Below are 23,681 nucleotides of genomic sequence, written 5' to 3' on the forward strand. Positions count from 1 at the left end.
AAAGGGCTTCCTTCGATGAACGACTTCAACCGCGATTATGCGCGCTCGATCCCGACGGATCGCGCGGACATGTCGGTTGACGCCGGACTGCGCAGCTTCATGCTCGGCGTCTACAACAAGGTTGCGCTGGGCCTGCTGCTGTCGGCCGCCCTGGCCTGGACGACCAGCTCGTTCCCGCCGGTTCGCGACCTGCTGTTCCAGGTCAACGGCAACCGCGTCAGCTACACCATGCTGGGGATCGCGATCTCGTTCGCGCCCCTGGGCATCCTGCTGTTCTCGAGCTTCGTGATGAAGTCGATCACCCCGCGCACCGCCGGCGTGATCTACTGGACCATCGTGACGCTGATCGGCGCCTCGCTCGGCACCGTGGTGCTGATGTACACCGGCAGCAGCGTGGCCTCGACCTTCCTGATCACGGCCACCGCCTTCGGCGCGCTGAGCCTCGTGGGCTACACCACCAAGAAGGACCTGTCGGGCTTCGGCAGCTTCCTGATCATCGGTCTGGTGGGCCTGATCCTGGCTTCGATCGTGTCGATCTTCTTCCCGTCGGGCCCGCTGGTCTTCGCGATCAACGCCATCGGCGTGCTGATCTTCGCCGGCCTGATCGCCTACGACACGCAGAACCTGAAGATGACCTACTACCAGGTCGGCGGCGACGCGGCCGCCAAGTCGGTGGCCACCAACTATGGCGCGCTGAACCTGTACCTGGACTTCATCAACCTGTTCCGCTTCCTGCTCTACTTCCTGGGCGACCGCCGCTAAGCGGACGCTCCGGCCAGGATCCGGATCAGACGAACGAAGCCCCGGCGGATCGCTCCGCCGGGGCTTTTTCGTGGGCGATCGCCTGGGAAGGCCCTAGTCCACGACCTTGAACCGGCTCTTGTCGAACAGCCGCAGCACCTGGGCCAGCTCGTGCCCGCGCTTGAGCACCACGCCGCCCTGGCCCCGCACCAGCCACTGTCCCTGCTTGCGGGCCAGGTCCGGCCACTTCTCGACGCGGTAGAGCGGCGCCTCGGCGGCGTGGCGGAAGATCGAGAAGGCCGCGTGGTCGATCGCGCCGCCCATGCCGTAGTCGCGCCATTCGCCGGCTGCGACCATGCGACCGTACAGCCGCAGGAGCTGGTCGATCTCGCGCCGCTCAAAGAACACGACGCCGCCGGCGGGGGAGGAAGCATCAAGGGCCATGGATGCGAATCCTACCCCCAAATCAGGCCGACAGGCGAGCGTCGCAAATCCGCAACATCGTTCGACGAAGCGACAAGCCAAGCTGCACCAGGCCACGAAATGACCTTGTTTTGGTCCTGCGCCCGCCTGCTTGGGGGTCGAAAAAGTCAGTGTCGGCTGATCGGACACCCCACGGTCCTGGATCCTGAACAGCCCCCCCAGCCCCCCTCGATCGCGGGCCGGTCAGCCGACAGACCTACAAGAGAACCCCTCTCTTTCTTGCAGAGCCCGTGCGGATCCCCCCTCCCGCGCGGGCTTTCGCATGTCTGGACCGCGCCTGGCGCCAGGACTGCAACGAAGGCCACAGAGGCGCCTCAACCGGTCGCGAAACGACCCTGATCGCGCCCTTCCCCGGCCTCTGACCAGGATCAGATTGTCATGGTCGGTCGATCGGAACGCCAAACGGTCCGGGATCCTGAACAGCCCCTCCAGCCCTCCGGGCCACGAGGCGCGCCGCTCGGCTGACGCGTATTTCTATCCCCTCCCCCTAAAGACCCCGCTTCGCCGATCATCCCCTAAGGCGAGGCGGGGTTTCTTTTGCGCGGAAGGCAGGAAGGAAGCGTGCAGAGAGGGCTCTAGCGGCTCTTGCCGCCCGGCGGCAGCACGCCCAGCACCCGGCCGCCCTTGACGCCCTGGACGATGATCGCCGTCTGCAGTTCGTCGTCATGGCCCTGCGGCAGGCGGTACATCCGCGAACGGCCAGACCAAGTCCCCAGCTTGACCAGTTCGCGCACCACGTTGCGGTGGACGATGGTCTGACCGCGGTTGTCGCCGCGCTTGACGGCGATCTCCTGCTTGCGCGGATCGAAGCGCACCAGCCAGACCTCGGCGCCGCCGCGCGGCACGACGCCCGAGCCGATGGCCACGCGGCCGGTCCCGACGAACTCCATGTCCGGCGCCGGCGGCAGGCGGGTGGTCTCGATCAGCTTGTCGACGGTTTCGGCCTTGGCGCCGGAGGCCTGCACCTTGCCAGCCACCACCACCTGGGGCGTGGGCACGTCCCTAAGCGCGAAAGCCTTGGCGTAGACGCGCTGGCGCTCGACGAAGGCCGGCTTGGCGAAGGTGTCCTTCCAGCCGAGATAGTCCCAGTAGTCGACCGAATAGGTCAGGGCCAGGACGTCCTCGCGCTCGGCGAGCTCGGCGGCGGCCTGGTTGGCCTTGCCGCACGACGAACAGCCCTGGGCTGTGAACAGCTCGACCAGCACGGGAGACTTGGCCGCGGCCGGGGCGGCGACGAGGCTCGTCAGGGCGAGGGAGACAACAGAGATCAAGGCCGTACGCATGTGCGGCGCACTTAAGCCAAGAAACCGCTGCGTCGCCGCTCACGAGGCCGTGAAATGACCGCTTCGGGGCCGGTAAATCCACACGACAACGATGTCGGCGGCTTCAAGGGCGATGGACAAAGCAAAACGGCCGGTCCCAGGGGGACCGGCCGTCTCGTTATTCAGCGTCTGAAGCGGCTGCTCAGTCGGCCTTGGCCAGGTTGCGCAGCACGTAGTTTAGGACGCCGCCGTTCTTGAAGTACTCGAGTTCGGTCGGCGTATCGATGCGGCAGCGCACCGGGAAGCGCGCGATGCGGCCGTCGGTCGGGCGGTAGAGCTCGACGATCAGCTGCTTGCGCGGCGCCAGGTCCTGCAGGCCGCGGATCGAGACCAGCTCTTCGCCGGTCAGTTCCAGCTTCTGCCAGCCGTCGGCGATGAACTGCAGCGGCAGCACGCCCATGCCGACCAGGTTCGAGCGGTGGATGCGCTCGAAGCTTTCGGTGATCACCGCGCGGACGCCCAGGAGCTTGGTGCCCTTGGCGGCCCAGTCACGCGACGAGCCGGTGCCGTATTCCTTGCCGGCGAACACGACGGCCGGACGGCCTTCGGCCTGGTACTTCATGGCCGCGTCGTAGATCGGCATCACTTCGCCCGAGGGGAAGTGCTTGGTCACGCCGCCTTCGATCTCCGGAGTGATCTTGTTGCGGATGCGGATGTTGGCGAAGGTGCCGCGCATCATGACTTCGTGGTTGCCGCGGCGGGCGCCGTAGCCGTTGAAGTCGATCGGCTCGACGCCGTTGTTGACCAGGTACTGGCCAGCCGGGCTGGACGTCTTGATCGAACCGGCCGGGCTGATGTGGTCGGTGGTGATCGAGTCGCCGAACACGGCCAGGACGCGGGCTTCCACGATGTCGGTGACCGGGGTCGGGGTCATCGACATGTTCGGGAAGTAGGGCGGGTTCTGGACGTAGGTGGAGTCACCTTCCCAGGCGTAGGTCTGGCCGCCGGTGACCTTGATGCCTTGCCAGTTCTTGTCGCCCTTGAAGACGTCGCCGTAGCGGGTGGCGAACATCTTCTCGTTGATCGACTTGCGCTGCAGGGCGGCAATGTCTTCGTTCGAGGGCCAGATGTCCTTCAGGAAGACGTCATTGCCCTTCTTGTCCTTGCCGATCGGCTGGGTGTTCAGGTCGATCTTCAGCGAGCCGGCCAGGGCGTAGGCCACCACCAGCGGCGGCGAGGCCAGGTAGTTGGCGCGGACGTCCGGGTTCACGCGGCCTTCGAAGTTACGGTTGCCCGACAGCACCGAGCAGGCGACCAGGTCGTTGTCGTTGATCGTCTTGCTGATGTTTTCCGGCAGCGGGCCCGAGTTGCCGATGCAGGTGGTGCAGCCATAACCCACGAGGTTGAAGCCCAGGGCGTCGAGGTGCTTGGTCAGGCCGGCCTTGGCCAGGTAGTCGGTGACCACCTGCGACCCGGGGGCCAGCGAGGTCTTCACCCACGGCTTGGCCTTCAGGCCCTTGGCGACCGCGTTCTTGGCCAGCAGGCCGGCGGCGATCAGGACCGAGGGGTTGGAGGTGTTGGTGCACGAGGTGATGGCGGCGATCACCACGTCGCCGTGGCCGACGTCGAAGTCCTCGCCTTCCACCGGAGCGCGGAACTCGGGGGCTTCGGCCTTGCCGAACTCACCGGCCAGCGACTCGGCGAACTTCGAGGCGGCGTCCGACAGCAGCACGCGGTCTTGCGGGCGCTTGGGGCCGGCCAGCGACGGCAGGACGCTCGACAGGTCGAGTTCCAGGGCGTCGGTGAAGGTCGGCTCGGCGACGCCGGGCTCCCACCACAGGCCTTGCTCCTTGGCGTAGGCTTCCACCAGGGCGACGCGGTCGGCTTCGCGGCCAGTGCCCTTCAGGAAGGCGATGGTCGCGGCCGAGATCGGGAAGAAGCCGCAGGTGGCGCCGTATTCCGGAGCCATGTTGGCGATCGTCGCCTGGTCTTCCAGGGTCAGGTTGGCCAGGGCGTCGCCGTAGAATTCGACGAACTTGCCGACCACGCCCTTCTTGCGCAGCATCTGGGTGACGGTGAGCACCAGGTCGGTGGCCGTCGCGCCTTCCGGCAGAGCGCCGGTCAGCTTGAAGCCGATGACTTCCGGGATCAGCATCGGGATCGGCTGGCCGAGCATGGCGGCTTCAGCTTCGATGCCGCCGACGCCCCAGCCCAGGACCGACAGGCCGTTGACCATGGTGGTGTGGCTGTCGGTGCCGACGACGGTGTCGGGGTAGGCCACCTCGGCGCCGTCGACCAGGGCGGTCCAGACGGTTTGCGCGAGGTATTCCAGGTTCACCTGGTGGCAGATGCCGGTGCCCGGAGGAACGACGCGGAAGTTGTTGAAGGCCGACGAGCCCCAGCGCAGGAAGCGATAGCGCTCGATGTTGCGCTCGTATTCGCGCTTCACGTTGGCGTCGTAGGCCTTGGCGTCGCCGAAGTTGTCGACCATCACCGAGTGGTCGATGACCAGATCGACGGGGTTCAGCGGGTTGATCTTGGCCGGGTCGGCGCCCAGGGCGACCATGGCGTCGCGCATCGCGGCCAGATCGACGACGGCGGGCACGCCCGTGAAGTCCTGCATCAGCACGCGGGCCGGGCGGAAGCTGATCTCGTGCTCGACCGAGCCCTTGTTTTCCAGCCAGTTGGCGACGGCCTTCAGGTCGGCTTCGTTGACCGAGACGCCGTCTTCGTAGCGCAGCAGGTTTTCCAGCAGCACCTTCATCGAGACGGGCAGCGAGCCCGTGCCGGCCAGACCGGCTTCCTCGGCGGCGCGAAGGCTGTAATAGACGTAGGTCTTACCGCCGACGACGAGTTCGCGGCGGGTTTTGAGGCTGTCCACTGACGCCATTTGGAAGGATCCCTTCTCTGTTCACGGCCGCCGGAAAACCACTCCCGGGATCGCGCGATCGAGGGGGACCCACAGCGTCCATCCTCGCGCCGCGTACGCCCCATCCAAAGCGGAGGGTGACGGCCGAGCGCTTCTTAGCGCCGGTTACCCACAACGTCCATGCACGGCGCATGGACTTGCGATGATGAGAGCCGTTCGCATAAAGGGTTTGAGCCTCGCGCGGGGCGAGCGGACCCTGTTTTCGGGGCTCGATCTGGCGCTCGAAAGCGGCCAGGCGGCCGCCCTTCTGGGCCGTAACGGCGCGGGCAAGACCAGCCTGCTGCGCGCTGTCGCCGGCCTGCTGCGGCCCCAGGCCGGAACCATCACGTTCGAGGGCGCCGACGGCGCCTCCTTGGAGGCGGAAACCGCCCGCGCCGAAGGCCTGCACCTGGCCGGCCACCACGACGGCCTAAAGACCACGCGCACCGCTTGGGAGGAACTGCTGTTCCAGGCCCAGTGGACCGGCGGAACCGAGGCCTCGGCCCGCGCCGCCGTCGAGCGGCTGGACCTGTCGCGCCTGCTCGACCTGGAGGTCCGCCGGCTGTCGGCCGGCCAGCGCCGCCGCGTCTCCCTGGCCCGCCTGCTGGCCAGCCCTCGCCCCCTGTGGCTGCTCGACGAGCCGATGGCCCCGCTGGACGCCGGCCACCGCGCCCTGTTCGGCGAGATCCTAGCCGAGCACCTGGCCGGCGGCGGCATGCTGCTGGCCGCCGTTCACGATCCGCTGCCCATAGCCGCTCGAAGCGTGGAGATCGGCGGATGAGGGCCTTCGCCATCCTCCTGCGCCGCGAGCTGGCCCTGGCCTGGGGCCGGGGCGGCGGACCGCTGCTGGCCCTGGCCTTCTACGCCTGCGTCGTCACCCTGCTGCCCCTGGCCGCCGGCCGAGCGCCCGAGCGCCTCGCGGCCCTGGCCCCCGGCATCGCCTGGCTGGCCCTGGCCCTGGCGGCCCTGCTCTCCCTGGAGCGCCTGTTCGAGCGCGACTTCGAGGACGGCGCGCTGGACCTGCTGGCGCTGGGTCCCGCTCCCCTTGAAGCAGTCGCCGTGGCGAAATGCCTGGCCCACTGGCTGGCGGCCGGCGCGCCCCTGGCCCTGGCCGCGCCCATCGCCGCGGTGATCCTCGGCGCCTCGCCCTCGATCGCGCCGCTATTGTTCGTCTGCGCCCTGGCCGGAGGCCTGGCCTTCTCGTTCCTCGGCGGACTGGGCGCCAGCCTGGCCCTGGGCAGCCGTCGCGGCGGCCTGCTGGTGGCGGTGATCGTGCTGCCGCTCTACGCGCCGCCGGTGATCTTCGGGGCCGGCGCGCTCGACAGCCTGGCCGGCGGCCTGCCGTGGACGGGCGGCCTGTTGTTCCTGCTGGCCTACAGCGCTGCAGCCGTGGCGCTGAGCCCGCTGGCCATGGCGGCGGCGTGCAGGAACGCGCTGGACTGAGGGACCGGCGAAGGGGTTCCCCCGCAGGTCGTTTTCACCCATCCTGCTCTCGCCTGAGGCGATCGCCGCCGCGACCGCTCGCAACGTGGCCCAGACGCGATGTTCGAAAACGCTTTCCTCCGCCCCCGCCTCGAAGGACAGCCGCGGGAAGACAAAAGGCGCCTCTACGCGCGTATCGATCATTTCGAACCGGACGCCGCCGTGCTCGAGGCGGTCGATGCGGCCTTCTTCGACACCCTCCCGGCGATCGCCGGCATCGACGCCTGGTCGGAGTTCTCGGCCAGGGCGCCGATCTTCGTTCTTCATGATCGCGACAACCGTCCGATACCGCCGCTTGAAGGCGGGCTCGACGACTGGCCCGACCCCACGCCGTCCCAATGGTACGAAATCTCGATCAGGCCCGGCGGCGAATCCCTGTTGTTTTTCAATCTCTTTCGCGAACCTCAGGCGACCACGGTCGAAGAGGTCAAGGCAGTCGATCCTGGGATCTCGCGCAAACTCGAAGAGATCCTTGATCTGGAGCCCCTGCAGCGCCAGCCCCACGAAATCCAGGACGTGCTCGACGCGGTGACCGGCACGATCGACTGGATCGGCGTCTACGACATCGGCCAGGGCAACGCGAACGGCCTGTGCGACAGCGGCGAGACGCCCTTGGCCTATTTCGATCTCGGCGGCGGCGTGAACACCAATCTCGCCACCTTTCCCGCGGCGCTCACCGACTTCTGCTATCAAGCCTCGCCGCCCGTGGTGCTGTCGCACTGGGACTGGGACCACTGGTCGTCGGGCGCCAAGTTCCCGGGCGCCCAGGACCTGAACTGGATCGCCCCGGTCCAGAGCCTGGGTATGGTGCACAGCACATTCGCCGCGGGCCTGCATAGAGCCGGCAGGCTGTTCATATGGCCCAACACGCTGGCCACCCTGTCGAGCGGCCAGATGACGATCCACAAGTGCACCAGCATGGGCGCCAACAGAAACCACACGGGCCTGGCCATGGAGGTGCGAGGGCCGTCGGGCGAGCCGCCGATCCTGCTGACGGGCGACGCCCGCTACACGGCCATTCCCGGCGCGGTCAACACCACCTTCACGTCGCTCGTCGCCCCCCATCACGGCGCGAACATGTCGAGCCACGCGACGCCCGCCGCCAGCAACCTGCCCGGCGCTCGAACCGCCTATTCGTTCGGCCAGGGCAATTCGCACCATCACCCGACGATGGCGGCCTTCAACGACCACGCGGCGGCGGGATGGCCGCAGTCGATGCTCGGCGCCAGCGTTCCTGTCGATCGCGACACCACCAACCGCACCCTCGGCGGCCTGGGGCACCTGGGCCTTGGTTGGCGATCCCCGGCGTCCTTGCCCGGGCACACCTGCACATCTCCCGGCTGCTCGGTCGCGCTTCGGCACACCTGAGCGGCCTCAGGGCGTCAAACACGCCGCCTCGACCACCGTGGCGTCCAGCGTGCCGACGGCCGGGGCCTGCCAGTCCTGTTCGAAACGGTAGGAGTCCTCGGCCCCTTCGAGATTGTTCTTCGGGTAGCGGAAGGCGGCGGCGTTGCGGAAGCGGCCGGCCGTGCAATCCACCTCGACCAGCACCTTCTCGGAGCGGAAGGCCGGGGCGTCCGGGGCCTGGGCCTCGGTGCGCGGCAGGCGGAACTCGTGGCGGACCCAGACCTGGCCCTGGGGCTTGCGCCCGTCATTGCCCTTGGCGGTCTTGGCGAACATCAGCACCGCCCCCTCCTCGGCGGCGGCGAAATATGGCCAGCCGTCGGCCCGCACCCGCTCGGCCCAGGGCGGCATGGCCTTGGTCTTCTCCTGGGCGGTGACGGTGACGCCGTCGATGTCGGCTGCCGCCTTGGCGTCTGGCTGGGGCGGCGCGGCAGGCGGCGCGGAAGCCTGGACCGCCAGCAGCAGGCCGGCCGCGCCAACGGCGATGAGAAAATGAGCGTCCACCGTGCGGCCTCCCGTCGGACGCGCGTGCGGCGCCCTTTTCTTCTTGCATGGTCACGGTAACATGGGTCGACGAACGATCAACCGGCCGGCAGGGGAGGCCGTACCGAATGAGCAGGATCCGAACAGCCGGCAAGGCGCTGTCGCTGCTGGCCGCCCTCGCCGTGGCGAGCGCCGCCCAGGGCGCGCCGACCCGCAAGGAAAGCTGGGGCAAGCCCGGCGTCAGCTATCTGAAGTACCGCACCGACGCGGCCGAGTGCCTGCACTATGTCGAGACCCTGGCGCCGGTGAAGCTGGCCCTGGTGGACCTGACCTTCGGCATGGACGTTCCGGTCGATCCGGATCTCGGCGCCTTCGAACCCTCCGCCACCGGCGCGGCGCAATCGGCCTACGCCTATGCCGAGGCCTACCGGCTGCGGATGAACCGCAACTGGCGCAACGTCCGCGACCAGGCGACCCCGGCCCTGGAGAAGTGCCTGGCCGAGCGCGGCTACAGCCGGTTCAAGCTCAGCGAGGCCGAGCAGAAGGAACTGAAGGACTTGCGCGTCGGCACGCCGGCGCGTCACCTCTATCTGTGGCGGCTCGGCTCGGAGCCGCGCTGAGGAGGGCAGGCCCATGAGCCTGACCGAGATCGCTCGCTTCGCCGACCTGGCCGAGGCCCAGATCGCCGCCTCGCGGCTGCGGGCCGAGGGCGTGCCGGTGCTGCTGCAGAACGAGCACTGGGGCGCCAGCGACTATCTGATGACCATCGCCATGGGCGGCTTTCGCCTGTGGGCGCCCGACAGCGACGCCGACGAGGCCCGGCGGCTGATCGAGGACCTGCGCGGCGGCGCGATCCCGCCAGAATTGGACCCCGAGACTGAACCCAAATCCGACGTGCTGGCCCACGGCGCCTCGGCCGGCAAGGCGGGCGCGGCCCTGCTGCTGGCGGCGACCTTCGGTCCGGCGGCCGGCCTGCTGCTGGACGGCAAGCGCCGCCACGCCTGGCTGGGCGGCGCAGCGATCAGCGTCGCCGGGCTATGCCTGCTGGTCGGACTGGTCGTCTGGGCGCCGACGCTGTTCGGCTAGGGCGCGGGGGCCGGAACCGCCTGCAGGCCGTCCGGCTCGGCGTGCCGCTCGCCCAGCACCGTGACGAAGCTGCCGGCGATGATCATCAGGCCGCCGACGCCCAGGGCCAGGGTCAAGTGGTCGCCGAACAGCAGCACGCCGATCGAGGCGCCCATCAGCGGCTCGATGTTGATGAACACCCCGGCGCTGGCGCTGCCGACGCGGGCCGAGCCGAACTGCCAGGCGGCCGTCGCCAGCAGGGTCGACAGCACGCCCAGGCCCAGCACGCCGATCCAGGCGGTCGGCGAAAGATCCAGCTTCGGCGGTCCGTGCATGAAGAACGCGATCGGCAGCACGGTGAAGGCGGCGATGATCACCGTGGCGGCCGGCACGGCCATCGGCCAAGCGGGCTTGGGCGCGCGCTTCAGCACCACCAACCAAGCCAGGAAGATGAACAGCGAACCCAGCGACAGGGCCACGCCCAGCGGCGAGCCGGCCCCGTCGGGCTTGCCGGCGATCAGCGCCGCGCCGAGGGTCGCGGCCCCAACGCCCATCCACGAAGCCCGGCTGACCTTCTCGCCCATGACCTTGGCGCAGATCGCGATCAGGGCCGGCATGGCCCCGACCAGCAGGGCCGCCAGGGTGACGCTGACATGAGCCAGACCCTCGAACTGCACCATGAAGGCCACGCCGTAGAGCGCGCCCGACAGCAGCATCACCGGCGAGCGGAACAGGGCCCGGGCCTCCTTCGTCCGCAGGGCGAAGGGCGCGGCGACCACGGCGGCGACGGCGAAGCGCAGCAGCACCATGTGGGCGGCGTCGGTCTCGCGCAGGATCAGCTTGCCCAGCGGGAAGCCGAGACCCCACAGCAGGCCGGCGAGGATCAGGGCGAGGAAGGCGACGCGTTTCATCGGGGGCCTCATGCCGCATTCGGATGCGCGGGGATATGGGCCTTGCCCGTGACAGGACCTGTCAGCAGGCCCGCGCCGAACATGAAATTATCGAAATGAGTCAAGGCGCGGCGCGCAGGCCACACATCCAAGTGCTTGATTTGTCAGTGCTTCGTATCATCGCCCGGAGCAACGCTTCATTCGTGTAACATTGTTCACATCTTCAGACATTTTCGCGCCACAACGGGCTTCAACCTAGGCCGCAGTTCGTATCCGCCCCTGTCCAAGGAGATCGCCATGCGCCCCGCCCTCAAGTCCCTCGCGCTCGCCGCCGGCGCCGCGCTCACGGCCGGCGTCGTCGCCGCCGCGGCCCAGACCGTCGCCCCGCCTGCTCCGCCGCAGCCGCCCGCCCCGCCGGAAGCTCCGGAACCGCCCCCGCCGCCGCCCGGCGTCGATCACCTGACCTTCCGCGGCCCGCCGCCGATGGCCATCCGCGCCCACCGCGATCCGGAAGCTCGCGCCAAGCACCTGCGCGACGTGCTGCAGCTGACCGACCGCCAGGAAGGCGCGCTGAAGGCCTACATCGCCGCCACCGGTCCCAAGGACCGTCCCGAGCCCAAGCCGGTGCGCAACGAAGGCCCCCGTCCGGAAGGTCCCGGCGCCGATGCCGACAAGGCTCCGCCGACCACGCTGGAGCGCCTCGACCGCCAGGCCGAGCAGCTGGCCAAGGTCACCGCCGAGTTCAAGGCCCGGGCCGACGCCACGCGCGCCTTCTACAACGCCCTGTCGCCCAGCCAGAAGAAGGCCTTCGACATCCTCGGTCCCGAGGTCGGCGGCGGTCCCGGCGGCGGCGTGCGCCGCATCGAAACCCGCGGTCCGGGCGGCCCCGGTTTCGAGCGCCACAGCGAGCGTCGCGTGATCATCGAGCGCAAGTCGGGCTCGTAAACAACCGAGACGATTGCGGGCGTCCTTCAGCCGATCTAAGTCAAGGTCGATGGGCGCCCGCAACAACAAGAACCCGTTCGACTTCCTGGCCAACCCCGAGCGGTTCATGGCCTTCTCGCGCTGGGCCGCGCCCATGTTCGGCGCGATCGCCGGCGTGCTGGCGATTATCGGCCTGGTTTTGACCTTCACGGTCCCCGAGGACTACCAGCAGGGCGACACCGTGCGGATGATGTTCATCCACGTGCCGGCCGCCATCCTCGCCAGCTTCGTCTATCTGTGCCTGGGAATCGCCAGCTTCCTGGCCCTGGTTTTCCGCCACGCCCTGGCCGACGCCGCCGCCCAGGCCTGCGCCCCGCTGGGCGCGGCCTTCACCGTGCTGGCCCTGGCCACCGGCTCGCTGTGGGGCAAGCCGATGTGGGGAACCTGGTGGGTGTGGGACGCCCGCCTGACCTCGGTGCTGGTGCTGCTGCTGTTCTATCTCGGCTATCTGGCCCTGCGCGGCGCGCTGGACGACGAGCAGAAGGCCGCCCGGGCCGCGGCCATCCTGGCCCTGGTCGGCGTCATCAACCTGCCGATCGTCAAGTTCTCGGTCGAGTGGTGGAACAGCCTGCACCAAGGCTCCTCGACCCTGTTCGCCAAGAGCGAGGACCGCCTGCCGGCGGTCTACGCCTGGCCAATGCTGGTCATGTGCCTGGCCTATCTGTCGGCCTTTGGATCGCTGTGGCTGGTGCGAATCCGCGCCCTGGTCTGGCGGCGCAAGGCCCGGGCCCTGGCCCTCAAGGCGGCGGAGGCCTGACACCCGTGCACTTCGATTTCGACGCCGGCAAGTACGCCGTCTATGTCTGGCCCGCCTTCGCCCTGTCGGCGGCGGTGTTCGTCTGGATGATCGTCGACAGCCTCTCGTCCGCTCGCCGCTGGCGCGCCGAGGCCGAGCGTCGTCAGGCGGACGCCAAGGGCCAGTCCCAGGATCTCTCCAAGTGAAGCGCTGGCTGGCCTTCGCGCCGCTGATCGTGCTGGCCGCCCTGGCCGTGCTGTTCGCCGGCTACGCCCTGAAGCGCAATCCGCAGGTCAGCCCCGACGCCCTGGTCGGCAAGCCGGTTCCTGCCCTGGCCCTGCCCGATCTCGACAGTGGAACCCCGGCGCCGATCCGCCAGGCCGGCGACGGGCCGATGCTGATCAACTTCTTCGCCTCCTGGTGCGCCCCCTGCGAGGTGGAGCACCCGCAGCTGATGGCCCTGAAGGCGCGCGGCGTGCGCATCGTCGGCGTGGCCTACAAGGACGCCCCGGCCAACACAGAGGCCTTCATCGGCCGCCTGGGCGACCCGTTCGCCGCCCGGCTGGTCGATCGCGACGGCCGCGCGGGGGTCGAGTTCGGCGTCACCGGCGTGCCCGAGACCTTCATCGTCGACGCGAAAGGCACGGTGATCGCCAAGCACACCGGTCCGCTCACCCCCGCCGACCTCGACGCCCTGGTCGCCAAACTGCGGTAAACGGCCGCGCGCCGCCGACCTTAGAACCGCGTTAACCACGCTCGCGCACCATGCATTAACCATGCTAGCTTGCGCGTCATGAGCACTGTTCGCCCCACCGGCTTGCCTGCCGTCCCCGCCCGACCCTCGTCCGGCGGCGTGACACCGGCTGGCCAGTCGCGCGCGGCGGCGTTCTTCCAGGCGGCGGTCACCGAGGCGACCGGGACGACCACCACGCGTCCGACCCAGTCGGCGATGAGCGTGCAGCTTCAGACCCAGACCCAGCCGCAAGCCCAGCGCACGGCCCCCAAGACCTTCACCGCCCCGACCGAGCAGCCGCAGAAGATGCTGCGTCCGGGGTCGCTGCTGAACATCGTGGTCTGATTTCCTTCTCCCCTTGCGGGAGAAGGTGTCGGCGAAGCCGACGGATGAGGGGTCGAAAGGCCTCTCCGAATTTCTGAGAGACCCCTCACCCGACCTCCTTCGGAGGCCACCCTCTCCCGCAAGGGGAGAGGGAACAGGTTACGCCGCCTTCTTGGCGTCCTTGTCCTTCTTGGCCTTCTTTTCCTTCTTCGGCTTGTCCGCCTTCTCGGCCTTGGGCTTCTTGGCCTTCGGCTCGGGCGCAGGCGCGTGGAGGTCGACGGCGGCCATTTCGGCCAGCAGGTCGAGGAAGCCGTCGCGCTTGCTGGCCTTCAGCAGCGAAAGGATCCGGGCGTCGGCCGCGCCGACTTTCGGCAGGCTCTCTTCCAGCACCAGGCGGCCAGCGTCGGTGAGGCGTACGGAGTTGGCGCGGGCGTCCTGCTCCGAGCGCTGACGTTCCAGATGGCCCTTGGCGATCATCCGGGCGACCATGTCGGCCAGGGTCGAGCGGTCGATGCCGGTGGCGCGGACGAGACCCGTCTGGGTGACGCCCTCGTGCTCGGCCACGGCGGCCAGCACGGCGAACTGGCGCTGGGTGATTCCGCCGGCGCCGGTCTCTTCCACATAGATGTCGAGCGCCGTCTGCAGCACCCGGTGCAGCAGGTGACTGGGCGAGCGGTCGAGAACCCCGACCTCGCGCGCGGCGGTCTTGTCGCTCTTGTGCTTGGCCATGTCGTCCGCCCCGTTTCCGTTGACGGACGTCCAGCTAGCACGGTTACGCGTCGGTTTGACGACAGATGGTCCGTGGGCGGCGGATTGCGCGCCCTAGAACCCGGCGTCCGGCGGTTCGGGCGTCTTCTGGTCGTCCGGCTTGGCCATGTGCTTCATGATGAAGGGCGTCTGGGTCAGCGAGAAGACGATCGCCAGCGGCAGCAGGGCGATGCGGAACTTGACCCAGGTGGGCGTGTCCTGGGTTAGGCGCACCACCTCGTTGGCGATGGCCGCCAGGGCGAAATAGCCGCCGTAGCGCAGGGTCAGGGTCCGCCAGGCGGCGTCCGACATGTGCAGGGCCTCGCCCATCAGCGCCTTCAGCGGCGCGCGGCCCATCAGCGCCCCGCCGATCATGAAGGCGGCCAGCAGGCCGTTCACGACGGTGACCTTGATCTTCACGAAGACGTCGCTGTGGAACACCAGGCCCAGCACGCCGAAGAACAGCGCCATCAGGCCCGAGAACAGCGGCAGCAGGGCCACGCGGCGCTCGAGGGCGTAGCCGACGACCAGGGCCAGGGCCGAGGCGGCGACCAGCACCCAGGTGGCGGTCTGGAAGTTCTTGGTGACGAAATAGGTGGCCGCGAAGGCGATCGGCGCGCCGTAGTCGACGGCGGTGCGCACCCAGGCGGTCTTCTTCTTGTTGGCTTCGGCCTGGGCTTCTTGGGGGGCGGAGCTCTGTTCGGTCACGCGCTCAGTCCTCCAGCCCGACCAGCGAGCGCGAGAAGGCGCGGGCGTCGAAGGGCTGCAGGTCGTCCACTCCCTCGCCGACGCCGATCAGCTTGATCGGGCTGTCCGAGGCGCGGGCCACGGGCACCAGCACGCCGCCGCGGGCGGTGCCGTCCAGCTTGGTCATGACGATGCCCGAGACGCCGACGCTGTTGCCGAACACCTTTTCCTGGGCCAGGGCGTTGCGGCCGACGGTGGCGTCGAGCACCAGCAGGGTCTCGTGCGGGAAGTCGGGATCGACCTTCTTGACCACCCGGATGACCTTGAGCAGCTCGTCCATCAGGCCCTGCTTGTTCTGCAGGCGGCCGGCGGTGTCGATCAGCACGACGTCATAGCCTTCCAGCTTGGCGCGCTCGACGGCCTCGTAGGCCAGGGCGGCGGCGTCGCTGCCGGTGGGCCTGGACATGAAGTCGGCGCCGGCCCGGTCGGCCCACACCTTCAGCTGCTCGACGGCGGCGGCGCGGAAGGTGTCGCCGGCGGCGATCAGGACGCGGGCGCCCTTCTCGGTCAGGTCGGCGGCGATCTTGCCCAGGGTGGTGGTCTTGCCCGAGCCGTTGACGCCGATGAACAGCACCACATAGGGGCGCGGTCCGCCCAGCGGGTCGAAGCGGCCTTCGCGGTCGGCCAGCTCGGCGGCGATCAGCTCGGCCAGGGCTTCCTTGATCTCGTGGTCGGTCGAGGCCTTGCCGAAACGGGCCTTGCCGAAGGCGTCGGCGATGCGGGCGGCGATCTGCGGGCCGAGGTCCGCCTCGATCAGCATCTCCTCGAGCGCGTCCAGCTGCTCCTGGTCCAGCGGCTTCTTGGTGAAGGCGCCGGTGACCTGTTCGGTCATCTGCTGGGAAGACCGGGTCAGGCCGGCCGTAAGGCGCTGGAACCAGCCTTGTTTCTGCGAGGGCTTTTCGCTCATCCGCGCTCCTGTAGCGACCCCTGGGGAAAAGTGAAGACGCGATTTACGATTCGAGGTTAGCGGCGCGGGCGACCGCAAGGTTGCGCTTGGAGCCGGCTCATGGCGTCTAGGGCCGATGGATCCCTTGGCCGCCGCCCTTTTCTGGCTCGACTACGCCGCCGCCGCCGTGTTCGGCGCGACCGGCGCCCTGGCCGCCGCGCGGCGTAAACACGACATCGTCACCTTCGGTTTCTTCGCCGCCATCACCGGCGTGGGCGGCGGCACGCTGCGCGACCTCCTGATCGGCGCGCCCGTGTTCTGGATCCAACGGCCCGGTTACATCCTGGCGTGCCTCGCCGCCGCCCTGGTCGTCTGGCTGCTGGGACAGCGCGGCTGGCGCTTCCGGGCCCTGCTGTGGCTCGACGCCCTGGGCATGGCCGCCTACGCCGTGGTCGGCACCGCCAAGGCGCTGAGCCTGGGCGTGCACCCCTTCACCGCCGTGATCATGGGCGTGCTGACCACCGCCTTCGGCGGTGTGGTGCGCGACGTGCTGGCCGAGGAGCCGAACCTCCTCCTGCGCCGCGAGATCTACATCACCGCCGCCCTGCTGGGCGCGGCCGTGTTCGCGGTGCTGCAATGGCTGCACGTGCCGTTCTGGCCGGCCGGGATCGCGGGGTTCTTCGCGGCCTTCGGCCTGCGAGCCTGCGCCATCAAGTTCGGCTGGAGCCTGCCGGGCTTCATGGGCGGGGAAGAAAAGGCGTGACCGAGAAGGCGCGCTTCGAAGGTGACGACCCCGTGATCGTCACGGGCCAACGGCGCGGAGACGTCTTGCTGGCGGTCATCAGCGGCGCCCTGCTCGCGCTGATTGTCTTCGCCGCTGTCGTCGGCTCGTCGGACATGGATGCTCCCACGCTTGTGCTCACGGGCGGAATGCTCGCGTTCCTGACCTGGGCGCTCACCGGAACCCTGTGGCGACTGAGAAAAGGCGGCCCGGTCTTTCAGGCGGACGGTGAAGGCTTTCGCGTCCACCGGTCCATCTCGCCCGACAAGGTCCGCTGGACCGACGTCCGGTCGGTCGCCATCGACAACGGCGCCTGGAGACGGCCGGCGACGGTGCGTTTTCGGCTGAAGCGGCGCCTGAGATCGTTCAACCATCCGATCGGAACCCGCGAGCTGCACCTAGCCCTACCCTATATGGGCCTCAGCCGGCGGAACGCCGCCGATCTGCTGCGGCAGTTGCGGCGCCTGCGAGGCGCGACCGTGACCGCCGATCGGCGGCTCAGGTCTCCCGATCCGGGTGCTGGCGACTGACCACCGCCACGACCGAGCCTCCGGCGGGTGGGCGCACCGGCATGTCAGCCAGATGCTCCATCCAGGCCGGACGGGCCTCGACCGCCAGCTGGACCACCGGCGCCACCGCCGACGGATCGTCGAAGGCGAAGACGGCGAGATCGATCTTGTCGGCGCTCCACTCGAAGGTCAGGGGCGAGCCGCAGGCGGCGCAGAAGCCGCGCTTTATGGCGTCAGAGCTCTGGAAGATCGCGCGCTCGCCGCGGGTCCAGGTCAGGTCGGCGACCGCGACCGTCACCAGCGCCCCGAACGGACCGCTGAACGCCTTCTGGCACATCCGGCAATGGCAGATCGACGCCCGGCCGGGCTCGCCCTCCACCCGGAACCGCACCGCGCCGCACTGGCAGCCGCCGCTCAAAGCCAAGATCCCCTCCACATCCCTTCCACAGGCGCGGCCGCACCAGAGGCGAGATCAGGCGTGACAGCAAGGGCCGACGCGGTGTCCAACGAATGCAGTAATGCGTTCGAGTTAGTAAATCGTGAGAAAATACAACCGCTTCGTTAGAGCGTACCGATTCCTCCCGTGCAAGACGGAGGGGTCGATGATCGGTTGGCGTGCAATCCTGGCGGCGGCGGCGCTGGCCCTGCCCTCCCTCGCCCTGGCGGATCCCTGCGAGGCCCCGCTGCCCGCCCCGAACACCCGCTTCGAAGGCCCCGTGCGCTATGTCGGCGACGGCGACAGCCTGTGCGTCGGCCCGACCAGCGATCCCTCGACCTGGATCGAGGTGCGGCTGTCGGACTTCTACGCCCCCGAACTGCACGATGCGGGCGGCCGGCAGGCCAAGAGCCGGCTGGAGGACGTGGTCTGGCGCCAGTACCTGTCGTGCCGGGCGCTGAAGCACTCCTACGACCGGGTCGTGGCCCGTTGCACGATCGGCGGCGCCGCGGTGGGCGACCTCCTGCGGGCGCGCGGCGGCGTCGAGGGCGGCCGCGGCCGACGGTAGGCCTACCCCTTCGGCGCCAGGCGGAAGGTCACCCGGTAGCCGTCGTGATCCGACAGCACCGGCTCGCTGGCGCCGTCGAAGGTGGCCTCGACCCTGACCGGCGCGACCTGCACCCGCGTCCCGTCGAGGAAGCCGATCAGGTCCTGGGTGTCGAGCCAGGGGGCGTCGCCGTCGTACGAGATCTGGGTGTCGCAGGCGCCTGGCAGGGCGTGGCACCAGCGGCTGACCACCTCGAACGGATAGTCGGCCATCACGTAGTCGAAGCGGTCGGGGGCGTGCATGACGTTGAAGTCGCCGCCGACGATCAGCGGCGCGCCCGGCGTGCGGTCCTCGCGCATGAACATCTTCAGTTCGTCGGCCTGCAGGTGGTGGGCCATGCGGTTGCGCGAACGGGGCACGCGCGAGGCGCCCTTGGAATTGAGGTGAGTGTTGGCGATCTCGACAGGCGTCGGCAGGCCCGGCACGTTCAGCGTCACCAGCATCACGCCCTTGTTGGCCAGGCAGTCCAGGCCCGCGCAGTAGTGATAGGCGTGGGACTTCACGTCCTCGATCGGGAAGTTGCTCAGCACCCACAGGCCGCTGGAGCCCCACTTGCCCAGGCCCTCGCCCTTGCGGCGATAGGCGACGCGGCGATAGTCGGGCTTCTGGCCCTTGGGCCACAGGCTGGCGTCACGCTGGCCCTTCTTGGGACCGCGAGCCACGTAAGGGTAGCCGGAGCGGTCGATCAGATCGCCGATCTCCTTGCGGAAGCCCTCCTGGATCAGGATGACGTCGGGCTCGGTCCCGGCGGCGCGCATCTTGGCCAGCTCGTCGCCGATCCTCTTCAGCGCCTCGCCGCGCCCGGCCTTCACCGGCCAGGGCAGGCCGGCGACGTTGTAGCTCATGACGCTGAGCTTCACCCCGTCATCGGCTTTGGCCGCGATCGGAAAGGTCAGGAGCGCGGCCAGGGCGGCCGCGAGGACGCGCCTCAAGCCGCCCGCTCGGCGATGACCCGGGTCCCGTCGTGGCCGGTGACGCGGAAGTCGACGATCTGGCCGGCCGGCGCCTCGCCGGTGAAGGCGATCTCGGTGAAGTCCTCGGCCCGGGCCAGGCCGTCGCGTTCGACCAGGCCCGCCAGGGTACGGCCGACCTGGGCCTGGAGGTGACGCTCCAGGCCGCGCTGGCCGGCTTCGCGCAGGCGCCTGGCGCGGTCCTTGATCACCGGGCCCTTCACCGGCGGCATCCGCGCGGCCGGCGTGCCGGGGCGAGCGCTGTAGGGGAAGACGTGCAGGAAGGCCAGACCCGCCTCCTCGACGAGGCGGACGGTGTTGGTGAAGGCCTCTTCGCTCTCGGTCGGGAAGCCGGCGATCAGGTCGGCGCCGAAGGCCACGTCCGGACGCACGGCCCGCACGCTGGCCACCAGGTTCAGGGCGTCGGTGCGATTGTGCCGGCGCTTCATGCGCTTGAGGATCAGGTCGTCGCCGGCCTGCAAGCTGAGGTGCAGGTACGGCATCAGCCGGGGCTCCTCGGCGAACAGCTTCAGCAGGTCCGGATCGATCTCGGCCGCGTCGATCGACGACAGCCGCAGGCGCGGCAGGTCGGGGACCATGCGCAGGATCCGACCGACCAGTTGGCCCAGGGTCGGTTGCCCAGGCAGGTCGGAGCCCCACGAGGTCACATCGACGCCGGTCAGCACCACTTCGCGATAACCCTCAGCGGCCAGCTTGCGCACCTGCTCCACGACCTCGCCGGCCGGGGCCGAGCGCGAGTTTCCCCGGCCATAGGGGATGATGCAGAAGGTGCAGCGGTGGTCGCAGCCGTTCTGGACCTCGACATAGGCCCGGGCGCGGTCCTTGAGGCCGTCGATCAGGTGGCCGGCCGTCTCCTTGACCGACATGATGTCGTTGACCCGCACGCGGGCCGTGGTCTCCATCAGCGCGCCGGGTGCGGCCTTTTCGGCGTTGCCCAGCACCAGGTCCACTTCCGGCATGGCGGCGAAGGCGGCCGGGTCGATCTGGGCGGCGCAGCCGGTGACGATGATCCGGGCGTCCGGACGGGCGCGGCGGGCCTTGCGGATCGCCTGGCGGGCCTGGCGCACGGCCTCGTTGGTCACGGCGCAGGTGTTGAACACCACCGCATCCGACAGGCCGTCGGCGGCGGCGCGGGCGCGCATGGCCTCGCTCTCATAGGCGTTCAGGCGACAGCCGAAGGTGACGACGTCGACGCCGTTCGGACCCGAGGCGACCACCGCCGGTCCGCCCTCTTCGCCCACTTCGGGCTTGGGCGTCGGGGTGGCCTTGATGACGGTGTAGACGCTCATGAAGCGACGAACGCCGCGAAGGCGTCCTTCCAGTCGTCATGCCAGCGCGACAGAGCCGGGCGGTTCTCGATGACGTCGCCCATGGCCCAGGCCATGCGCTTTTCGTCCACGGCGCGCGACACGTCGTTGTCCGGACACAGAATGTAGAAGTCGCCGGCGGCGATGCGGGCCAGCATGAAGTGGACGACCTGCTCGCTCGTCCAGGCCGCGTCGGGCTTGCCGCCCGGGCCGCGCTTGGTCATGCCGGTGAAGGTGTAGCCGGGGATCAGCAGGTGGGCGGTGACCTGGCAGTCGACGATCTCGCGCAGGGTGTGGGCGAGGCCCTCGGTCAGGGCCTTCACCGCCGACTTGGAGACGTTGTAGGCCGTGTCGCCCGGCGGCTGGGTGATGCCCTGCTTGGAGCCGGTGTTGATGATCAGACCCGGACGGCCGCTCTCGGCCATGGCCTCGCCGAACACCTGGACGCCGTTGATCACGCCCCACAGGTTGACGTCGAGGATGCGCTTCCAGGCGTCGTCGCCCGAAAAGGCGTCGCCGCCGCCGCCCACGCCGGCGTTGTTCATCAGCACGTCGACGGCGCCGAAGCGTTTCAGCACGACGTCGCGCAGGGCCTCGACGGCGGCACGGTCGGCGACGTCGGTCGGCACGGCCAGGGCGCCGATGGCTTCGGCTTCTGCCTTGAGCTTGCGGCCGGTGACGTCGGCCATGACGACATTGAGGCCCAGCTCGACGAAGGCCTTGGCGGCGGCCAGGCCGATGCCGTCGGCCGCGCCGGTGACGAGCGCCGTCTTGCCGGGCGCGAGGGCGGGGTGCAGCTCGCTCATGCGGCCACGATCTCCGGCAGCTTGCCGGTGAATTCCAGGGCTACCGGACCGGTCATGATCACGTGGCCGTCGGCCTCGCGCCATTCGATGACCAGCGGGCCGCTCTCGAACTCGACGGTGGCGACCCGATCGGTCAGGCCGCGACGCACGGCGGCGACCTGGGCGGCGCAGGCGCCGGTGCCGCAGGCCGACGTCAGGCCAGCGCCCCGTTCCCAAACCTTCAGCTTGATATGGTCGCGCGACACGACGTGGGCGAAGCCGACATTGACGCCCTCAGGGAACAGCGGGTGATGCTCGACCAAGCTGCCGGTCTTCTCGGCGAACTCGTCGCTGACCGGGGCGTCGACGAAGAACACCACGTGCGGATTGCCCATAGAGACGCAGACCGGGGTGTGCACCCACGGCGCGTCGATCGGGCCGACCTGCAGCTCGACGCGGGCGGTGTCCATCTCTTCCGACAGCGGGATCTGCTCCCAGCCCAGGCGCGGCGGCCCCATGTCGACCGTGACGCGCTTGTCGCCGGCCATGACGCCCGACAGGCGCCCGGCGACGGTGTCGAAGGCCACCTCGTTCTTGCCGCCCGACTGCATCAGCAGCCAAGCCACGCAGCGGGTGCCGTTGCCGCAGGCGCCGGCCGGCTCGCCGTCGGCGTTCCAGAAGCGCACATAGGCCGAGGCGCCCTCGGCCTTCGGCGGATCGATGGCCACCACCTGGTCGCAGCCGATCCCGCCCTGGCCGCGTTTGGCGATCTGGCGGATCTCCTCGGCGGAGGGTTCGAACGGCTGGGTGAGGGTCTCGATGACGACGAAGTCGTTGCCGAGCCCGTTCATCTTCAGGAAGGTGCGGCTCATAAGGCCGCTATATAGTGGAAAGCGGTGCAAAATGCACCGCAGCGGGACGACGCAGTGAGATGACGGCCAAGGACACTCGCCAACAGCTGACACGCGCCATGCAGGAGCGCCGGCTGATGCGCTTTCACCGGCGCTTCGAGGACGGCTGGGTGAAGGGCTACGTGGTCGGAATCGGGCCCGTCTTCATCATGCTCAGCGAGGTCGGCGACCATATCCGCTTCAATGGCTTCAGCTGCTATCGCCTGGCCGACGTCAAGAACCTGCAGCCCGCGCCCTATCCGCAATTCGTCGAAACCGCGCTCGAAAAGCGCGGCGAGACCTTTCCCGAAACACCGACCGTGGCGCTGAACAGCGCCAGCGACATCCTGCTCACCGCGAGCCGGGTGTTCCCGGTCGTCACGGTCCACGCCGAAGCCGAAACGCCGGAGGCCTGCTACATCGGCGCGGTCATCAGCATCGAAGGCGGGGTGGTCTGGATGCAGGACATCGGCCCCGACGCGGTCTGGGAGGCCCAGCCCGCCGCGCGACGGCTGGCGACCGTGACCCGGATCGACTTCGGCGGCGGCTACGAGACGGCCCTGGCCATTGTCGGCGGCCCGCCGCCCGCGCCGGTGGCGCGCGAACGGACCCCGCTGCGGCTGGTCGCCGACAATGGCTGAAGACCTTCGTCTCAGGGCCCGGCTGCGGGCGCTCTATCACGGGGCGTCGCCGGCGGCGGTGCGGTTCCGCTATGCGGTGATCCTGATCGACCTGGCGATCATCGCCTTCTTCATCGCCGCGCCGCTGATGCACCGGCACGGCGTGACCTTCTATCTGATCGACTACGGAGTGGCGGCGTTCCTGGCGGTGGATCTCGTGGCGCGGGCCATCGCCCACGGCGACATCAGGAGCTGGCTGAAGAAGCCGATCACCTGGATCGACCTCTTGGTGCTGGCCACCCTGCTGTTCCCGGCCTGGCTGTTCAATTTCGGGTTCCTGCGGGTGCTGCGGCTGTGGACCCTGGTGCGCAGCGAGTTCTTCTGGCGCACGGTGGCGCGCCGCTACGACGACACCCGCATCGAGGATGTCACCAAGGCCGCCTCGTCGCTGCTGACCTTCGTTTTCGTGGTGACGGGCTTCGTCTATACGAGCTTCGCGGGCCGGCACGAGGGCGTGGCCGGCTATGTGGACGCCCTCTACTTCACCGTCACCAGCCTGACGACGACAGGGTATGGCGACGTCACCCTGCCGGGCGTCTGGGGCAAGCTGCTGTCGATGGCGGTGATGCTGGGCGGGGTGTCGCTGTTCATCGGCCTGATCCAGTCGATCCTGCGGCCGCACAAGGTGACCCACCCCTGCCCCGACTGCGGCCTGCGCAAGCACGATCCGGACGCGGTGCACTGCAAGGCCTGCGGCAAGCTGCTGTGCATTCCGGACGACGGCGCCTAGGGACCAATCTTCCGTAAAATCCCCGCGAAAGCGGGGACCCAGGCGTTTTATCGTCGAGCGCCCCGCGTTTCAGAAAAAGCCTGGGCCCCCGCTTTCGCGGGGGTTTTACG

At 69.0% G+C, this 23,681-nt stretch carries 29 protein-coding genes; 16 read left to right on the forward strand and 13 right to left on the reverse strand.

Annotated elements, in window-relative coordinates:
• Positions 1–15: 15 nt before the first annotated feature.
• Positions 16–762, forward strand: a complete 747-nt coding sequence (locus AC2YHT_RS18325; RefSeq protein ID WP_487291233.1) for a Bax inhibitor-1/YccA family protein — start codon at positions 16–18, stop codon at positions 760–762.
• A 93-nt stretch (positions 763–855) separates the two neighbouring features.
• On the opposite strand, the gene AC2YHT_RS18330 is transcribed toward AC2YHT_RS18325, so the two are convergent.
• From AC2YHT_RS18330 to acnA, 3 genes are all read right to left on the reverse strand, one after another.
• Positions 856–1,185 (reverse strand): DUF2794 domain-containing protein, encoded by a 330-nt coding sequence (locus AC2YHT_RS18330; RefSeq protein WP_487291235.1) that lies wholly within the window; start codon positions 1,183–1,185, stop codon positions 856–858.
• Positions 1,186–1,799: 614 nt separating this feature from the next.
• On the reverse strand, positions 1,800–2,507 hold the full coding sequence (locus AC2YHT_RS18335; RefSeq protein WP_110119998.1) for a DUF1223 domain-containing protein: 708 nt from the start codon (positions 2,505–2,507) through the stop codon (positions 1,800–1,802).
• A 181-nt stretch (positions 2,508–2,688) separates the two neighbouring features.
• Positions 2,689–5,376, reverse strand: a complete 2,688-nt coding sequence (gene acnA / locus AC2YHT_RS18340) for an aconitate hydratase AcnA (protein WP_487291237.1) — start codon at positions 5,374–5,376, stop codon at positions 2,689–2,691.
• 181 nt (positions 5,377–5,557) lie between these two features.
• Between acnA and ccmA the strand changes: the two genes are divergently transcribed.
• The 3 genes from ccmA to AC2YHT_RS18355 all read left to right on the forward strand — a co-directional run bounded on the left by ccmA (position 5,558) and on the right by AC2YHT_RS18355 (position 8,244).
• Positions 5,558–6,175 carry a heme ABC exporter ATP-binding protein CcmA gene (gene ccmA / locus AC2YHT_RS18345; protein ID WP_487291239.1) on the forward strand — a complete coding sequence of 206 codons (618 nt, stop codon included), beginning with the start codon at positions 5,558–5,560 and terminating at the stop codon, positions 6,173–6,175.
• Positions 6,172–6,837: a heme exporter protein CcmB gene (ccmB, locus tag AC2YHT_RS18350; RefSeq protein ID WP_487291241.1), complete on the forward strand. Its 666-nt coding sequence runs from the start codon at positions 6,172–6,174 to the stop codon at positions 6,835–6,837. The genes ccmA and ccmB overlap by 4 nt, the downstream gene beginning before the upstream one ends.
• Positions 6,838–7,038: 201 nt before the next feature.
• On the forward strand, positions 7,039–8,244 hold the full coding sequence (locus AC2YHT_RS18355) for a ComEC/Rec2 family competence protein (protein ID WP_487291243.1): 1,206 nt from the start codon (positions 7,039–7,041) through the stop codon (positions 8,242–8,244).
• Positions 8,245–8,250: 6 nt separating this feature from the next.
• Here AC2YHT_RS18355 and AC2YHT_RS18360 read toward each other — a convergent pair whose 3' ends face one another.
• Entirely contained in the window at positions 8,251–8,784 is a 534-nt protein-coding gene (locus AC2YHT_RS18360; protein ID WP_487291244.1) for a surface-adhesin E family protein, read from the reverse strand.
• A gap of 107 nt (positions 8,785–8,891) precedes the next feature.
• On the opposite strand from AC2YHT_RS18360, the gene AC2YHT_RS18365 reads away from it, so the two are divergent.
• Both AC2YHT_RS18365 and AC2YHT_RS18370 read left to right on the forward strand, forming a co-directional pair.
• The gene (locus AC2YHT_RS18365) at positions 8,892–9,383 is read left to right on the forward strand and encodes a hypothetical protein (protein WP_487291246.1); all 492 of its coding nucleotides are present in this window, start codon (positions 8,892–8,894) and stop codon (positions 9,381–9,383) included.
• 13 nt (positions 9,384–9,396) lie between these two features.
• On the forward strand, positions 9,397–9,849 hold the full coding sequence (locus tag AC2YHT_RS18370; RefSeq protein ID WP_487291248.1) for a putative signal transducing protein: 453 nt from the start codon (positions 9,397–9,399) through the stop codon (positions 9,847–9,849).
• On the opposite strand, the gene AC2YHT_RS18375 is transcribed toward AC2YHT_RS18370, so the two are convergent.
• Positions 9,846–10,739 carry a DMT family transporter gene (locus AC2YHT_RS18375; RefSeq protein WP_487291250.1) on the reverse strand — a complete coding sequence of 298 codons (894 nt, stop codon included), beginning with the start codon at positions 10,737–10,739 and terminating at the stop codon, positions 9,846–9,848. The genes AC2YHT_RS18370 and AC2YHT_RS18375 overlap by 4 nt on opposite strands.
• 276 nt (positions 10,740–11,015) lie before the next feature.
• On the opposite strand from AC2YHT_RS18375, the gene AC2YHT_RS18380 reads away from it, so the two are divergent.
• The 5 genes from AC2YHT_RS18380 to AC2YHT_RS18400 all read left to right on the forward strand — a co-directional run bounded on the left by AC2YHT_RS18380 (position 11,016) and on the right by AC2YHT_RS18400 (position 13,516).
• Positions 11,016–11,663, forward strand: coding sequence for a Spy/CpxP family protein refolding chaperone (locus AC2YHT_RS18380; protein WP_487291252.1), 648 nt, complete (start codon positions 11,016–11,018; stop codon positions 11,661–11,663).
• 49 nt (positions 11,664–11,712) lie between these two features.
• A complete protein-coding gene (gene ccmC / locus AC2YHT_RS18385) occupies positions 11,713–12,459 on the forward strand; it encodes a heme ABC transporter permease CcmC (RefSeq protein WP_487291254.1) in 747 nt (248 codons plus the stop codon).
• 5 nt (positions 12,460–12,464) lie between these two features.
• Positions 12,465–12,644, forward strand: a complete 180-nt coding sequence (gene ccmD, locus AC2YHT_RS18390; protein WP_487291256.1) for a heme exporter protein CcmD — start codon at positions 12,465–12,467, stop codon at positions 12,642–12,644.
• Complete coding sequence (locus AC2YHT_RS18395; RefSeq protein WP_487291258.1) at positions 12,641–13,153, forward strand: DsbE family thiol:disulfide interchange protein; 513 nt, start codon at positions 12,641–12,643, stop codon at positions 13,151–13,153. The genes ccmD and AC2YHT_RS18395 overlap by 4 nt, the downstream gene beginning before the upstream one ends.
• A gap of 78 nt (positions 13,154–13,231) precedes the next feature.
• A complete protein-coding gene (locus AC2YHT_RS18400) occupies positions 13,232–13,516 on the forward strand; it encodes a hypothetical protein (protein ID WP_110121154.1) in 285 nt (94 codons plus the stop codon).
• A gap of 138 nt (positions 13,517–13,654) precedes the next feature.
• On the opposite strand, the gene AC2YHT_RS18405 is transcribed toward AC2YHT_RS18400, so the two are convergent.
• The 3 genes from AC2YHT_RS18405 to ftsY form a co-directional block, all read right to left on the reverse strand.
• Positions 13,655–14,224, reverse strand: coding sequence for a MarR family winged helix-turn-helix transcriptional regulator (locus AC2YHT_RS18405; protein WP_487291260.1), 570 nt, complete (start codon positions 14,222–14,224; stop codon positions 13,655–13,657).
• A 93-nt stretch (positions 14,225–14,317) separates the two neighbouring features.
• The gene (locus AC2YHT_RS18410) at positions 14,318–14,950 is read right to left on the reverse strand and encodes an inner membrane-spanning protein YciB (protein ID WP_487291262.1); all 633 of its coding nucleotides are present in this window, start codon (positions 14,948–14,950) and stop codon (positions 14,318–14,320) included.
• Positions 14,951–14,954: 4 nt separating this feature from the next.
• Positions 14,955–15,896, reverse strand: coding sequence for a signal recognition particle-docking protein FtsY (ftsY, locus tag AC2YHT_RS18415; protein ID WP_487291263.1), 942 nt, complete (start codon positions 15,894–15,896; stop codon positions 14,955–14,957).
• Between the two features lie 115 nt (positions 15,897–16,011).
• Here ftsY and AC2YHT_RS18420 point away from each other — a divergent pair, with 115 nt between their 5' ends.
• Both AC2YHT_RS18420 and AC2YHT_RS18425 read left to right on the forward strand, forming a co-directional pair.
• A complete protein-coding gene (locus tag AC2YHT_RS18420; RefSeq protein WP_487291265.1) occupies positions 16,012–16,638 on the forward strand; it encodes a trimeric intracellular cation channel family protein in 627 nt (208 codons plus the stop codon).
• Positions 16,635–17,186 (forward strand): hypothetical protein, encoded by a 552-nt coding sequence (locus AC2YHT_RS18425; protein ID WP_487291266.1) that lies wholly within the window; start codon positions 16,635–16,637, stop codon positions 17,184–17,186. Before AC2YHT_RS18420 ends, AC2YHT_RS18425 begins: the two co-directional genes overlap by 4 nt.
• Here the strand turns inward: AC2YHT_RS18425 and AC2YHT_RS18430 are convergent.
• Positions 17,155–17,589, reverse strand: a complete 435-nt coding sequence (locus AC2YHT_RS18430; protein ID WP_487291268.1) for a GFA family protein — start codon at positions 17,587–17,589, stop codon at positions 17,155–17,157. The genes AC2YHT_RS18425 and AC2YHT_RS18430 overlap by 32 nt on opposite strands.
• Positions 17,590–17,767: 178 nt before the next feature.
• Here AC2YHT_RS18430 and AC2YHT_RS18435 point away from each other — a divergent pair, with 178 nt between their 5' ends.
• Positions 17,768–18,169 (forward strand): thermonuclease family protein, encoded by a 402-nt coding sequence (locus AC2YHT_RS18435; RefSeq protein ID WP_110133020.1) that lies wholly within the window; start codon positions 17,768–17,770, stop codon positions 18,167–18,169.
• Positions 18,170–18,171: 2 nt separating this feature from the next.
• Here AC2YHT_RS18435 and AC2YHT_RS18440 read toward each other — a convergent pair whose 3' ends face one another.
• The 4 genes from AC2YHT_RS18440 to dapF are packed head-to-tail and all read right to left on the reverse strand — an operon-like array spanning position 18,172 to position 22,143.
• Entirely contained in the window at positions 18,172–19,140 is a 969-nt protein-coding gene (locus tag AC2YHT_RS18440; RefSeq protein WP_487291270.1) for an endonuclease/exonuclease/phosphatase family protein, read from the reverse strand.
• Positions 19,137–20,468 (reverse strand): tRNA (N(6)-L-threonylcarbamoyladenosine(37)-C(2))-methylthiotransferase MtaB, encoded by a 1,332-nt coding sequence (mtaB, locus tag AC2YHT_RS18445; protein WP_487291271.1) that lies wholly within the window; start codon positions 20,466–20,468, stop codon positions 19,137–19,139. Before mtaB ends, AC2YHT_RS18440 begins: the two co-directional genes overlap by 4 nt.
• A complete protein-coding gene (locus tag AC2YHT_RS18450) occupies positions 20,465–21,376 on the reverse strand; it encodes an SDR family NAD(P)-dependent oxidoreductase (RefSeq protein ID WP_487291273.1) in 912 nt (303 codons plus the stop codon). Before AC2YHT_RS18450 ends, mtaB begins: the two co-directional genes overlap by 4 nt.
• Entirely contained in the window at positions 21,289–22,143 is an 855-nt protein-coding gene (dapF, locus tag AC2YHT_RS18455; protein ID WP_487291275.1) for a diaminopimelate epimerase, read from the reverse strand. Before dapF ends, AC2YHT_RS18450 begins: the two co-directional genes overlap by 88 nt.
• 116 nt (positions 22,144–22,259) lie before the next feature.
• Between dapF and AC2YHT_RS18460 the strand changes: the two genes are divergently transcribed.
• Positions 22,260–22,802: a hypothetical protein gene (locus AC2YHT_RS18460; RefSeq protein ID WP_487291276.1), complete on the forward strand. Its 543-nt coding sequence runs from the start codon at positions 22,260–22,262 to the stop codon at positions 22,800–22,802.
• Entirely contained in the window at positions 22,795–23,571 is a 777-nt protein-coding gene (locus AC2YHT_RS18465; RefSeq protein ID WP_487291278.1) for a potassium channel family protein, read from the forward strand. Before AC2YHT_RS18460 ends, AC2YHT_RS18465 begins: the two co-directional genes overlap by 8 nt.
• Positions 23,572–23,681: the final 110 nt, after the last annotated feature.

It is taken from the genome of Caulobacter sp. SRI_008 (genome assembly GCF_057586355.1).

What these genes read in the sequence shown, in the direction of transcription:
- AC2YHT_RS18325 (WP_487291233.1), top strand. Translation starts at nt 16, where the DNA reads ATGAACGACTTCAACCGCGATTATGCGCGCTCGATCCCGACGGATCGC.
- AC2YHT_RS18330 (WP_487291235.1), bottom strand. Translation starts at nt 1,185, where the DNA reads ATGGCCCTTGATGCTTCCTCCCCCGCCGGCGGCGTCGTGTTCTTTGAG.
- AC2YHT_RS18335 (WP_110119998.1), bottom strand. Translation starts at nt 2,507, where the DNA reads ATGCGTACGGCCTTGATCTCTGTTGTCTCCCTCGCCCTGACGAGCCTC.
- acnA (WP_487291237.1), bottom strand. Translation starts at nt 5,376, where the DNA reads ATGGCGTCAGTGGACAGCCTCAAAACCCGCCGCGAACTCGTCGTCGGC.
- ccmA (WP_487291239.1), top strand. Translation starts at nt 5,558, where the DNA reads ATGATGAGAGCCGTTCGCATAAAGGGTTTGAGCCTCGCGCGGGGCGAG.
- ccmB (WP_487291241.1), top strand. Translation starts at nt 6,172, where the DNA reads ATGAGGGCCTTCGCCATCCTCCTGCGCCGCGAGCTGGCCCTGGCCTGG.
- AC2YHT_RS18365 (WP_487291246.1), top strand. Translation starts at nt 8,892, where the DNA reads ATGAGCAGGATCCGAACAGCCGGCAAGGCGCTGTCGCTGCTGGCCGCC.
- AC2YHT_RS18370 (WP_487291248.1), top strand. Translation starts at nt 9,397, where the DNA reads ATGAGCCTGACCGAGATCGCTCGCTTCGCCGACCTGGCCGAGGCCCAG.
- AC2YHT_RS18375 (WP_487291250.1), bottom strand. Translation starts at nt 10,739, where the DNA reads ATGAAACGCGTCGCCTTCCTCGCCCTGATCCTCGCCGGCCTGCTGTGG.
- AC2YHT_RS18380 (WP_487291252.1), top strand. Translation starts at nt 11,016, where the DNA reads ATGCGCCCCGCCCTCAAGTCCCTCGCGCTCGCCGCCGGCGCCGCGCTC.
- ccmC (WP_487291254.1), top strand. Translation starts at nt 11,713, where the DNA reads ATGGGCGCCCGCAACAACAAGAACCCGTTCGACTTCCTGGCCAACCCC.
- AC2YHT_RS18400 (WP_110121154.1), top strand. Translation starts at nt 13,232, where the DNA reads ATGAGCACTGTTCGCCCCACCGGCTTGCCTGCCGTCCCCGCCCGACCC.
- AC2YHT_RS18405 (WP_487291260.1), bottom strand. Translation starts at nt 14,224, where the DNA reads ATGGCCAAGCACAAGAGCGACAAGACCGCCGCGCGCGAGGTCGGGGTT.
- ftsY (WP_487291263.1), bottom strand. Translation starts at nt 15,896, where the DNA reads ATGAGCGAAAAGCCCTCGCAGAAACAAGGCTGGTTCCAGCGCCTTACG.
- AC2YHT_RS18420 (WP_487291265.1), top strand. Translation starts at nt 16,012, where the DNA reads ATGGATCCCTTGGCCGCCGCCCTTTTCTGGCTCGACTACGCCGCCGCC.
- AC2YHT_RS18435 (WP_110133020.1), top strand. Translation starts at nt 17,768, where the DNA reads ATGATCGGTTGGCGTGCAATCCTGGCGGCGGCGGCGCTGGCCCTGCCC.
- mtaB (WP_487291271.1), bottom strand. Translation starts at nt 20,468, where the DNA reads ATGAGCGTCTACACCGTCATCAAGGCCACCCCGACGCCCAAGCCCGAA.
- AC2YHT_RS18450 (WP_487291273.1), bottom strand. Translation starts at nt 21,376, where the DNA reads ATGGCGCGAGGCCGACGGCCACGTGATCATGACCGGTCCGGTAGCCCT.
- dapF (WP_487291275.1), bottom strand. Translation starts at nt 22,143, where the DNA reads ATGAGCCGCACCTTCCTGAAGATGAACGGGCTCGGCAACGACTTCGTC.
- AC2YHT_RS18460 (WP_487291276.1), top strand. Translation starts at nt 22,260, where the DNA reads ATGCGCTTTCACCGGCGCTTCGAGGACGGCTGGGTGAAGGGCTACGTG.
- AC2YHT_RS18465 (WP_487291278.1), top strand. Translation starts at nt 22,795, where the DNA reads ATGGCTGAAGACCTTCGTCTCAGGGCCCGGCTGCGGGCGCTCTATCAC.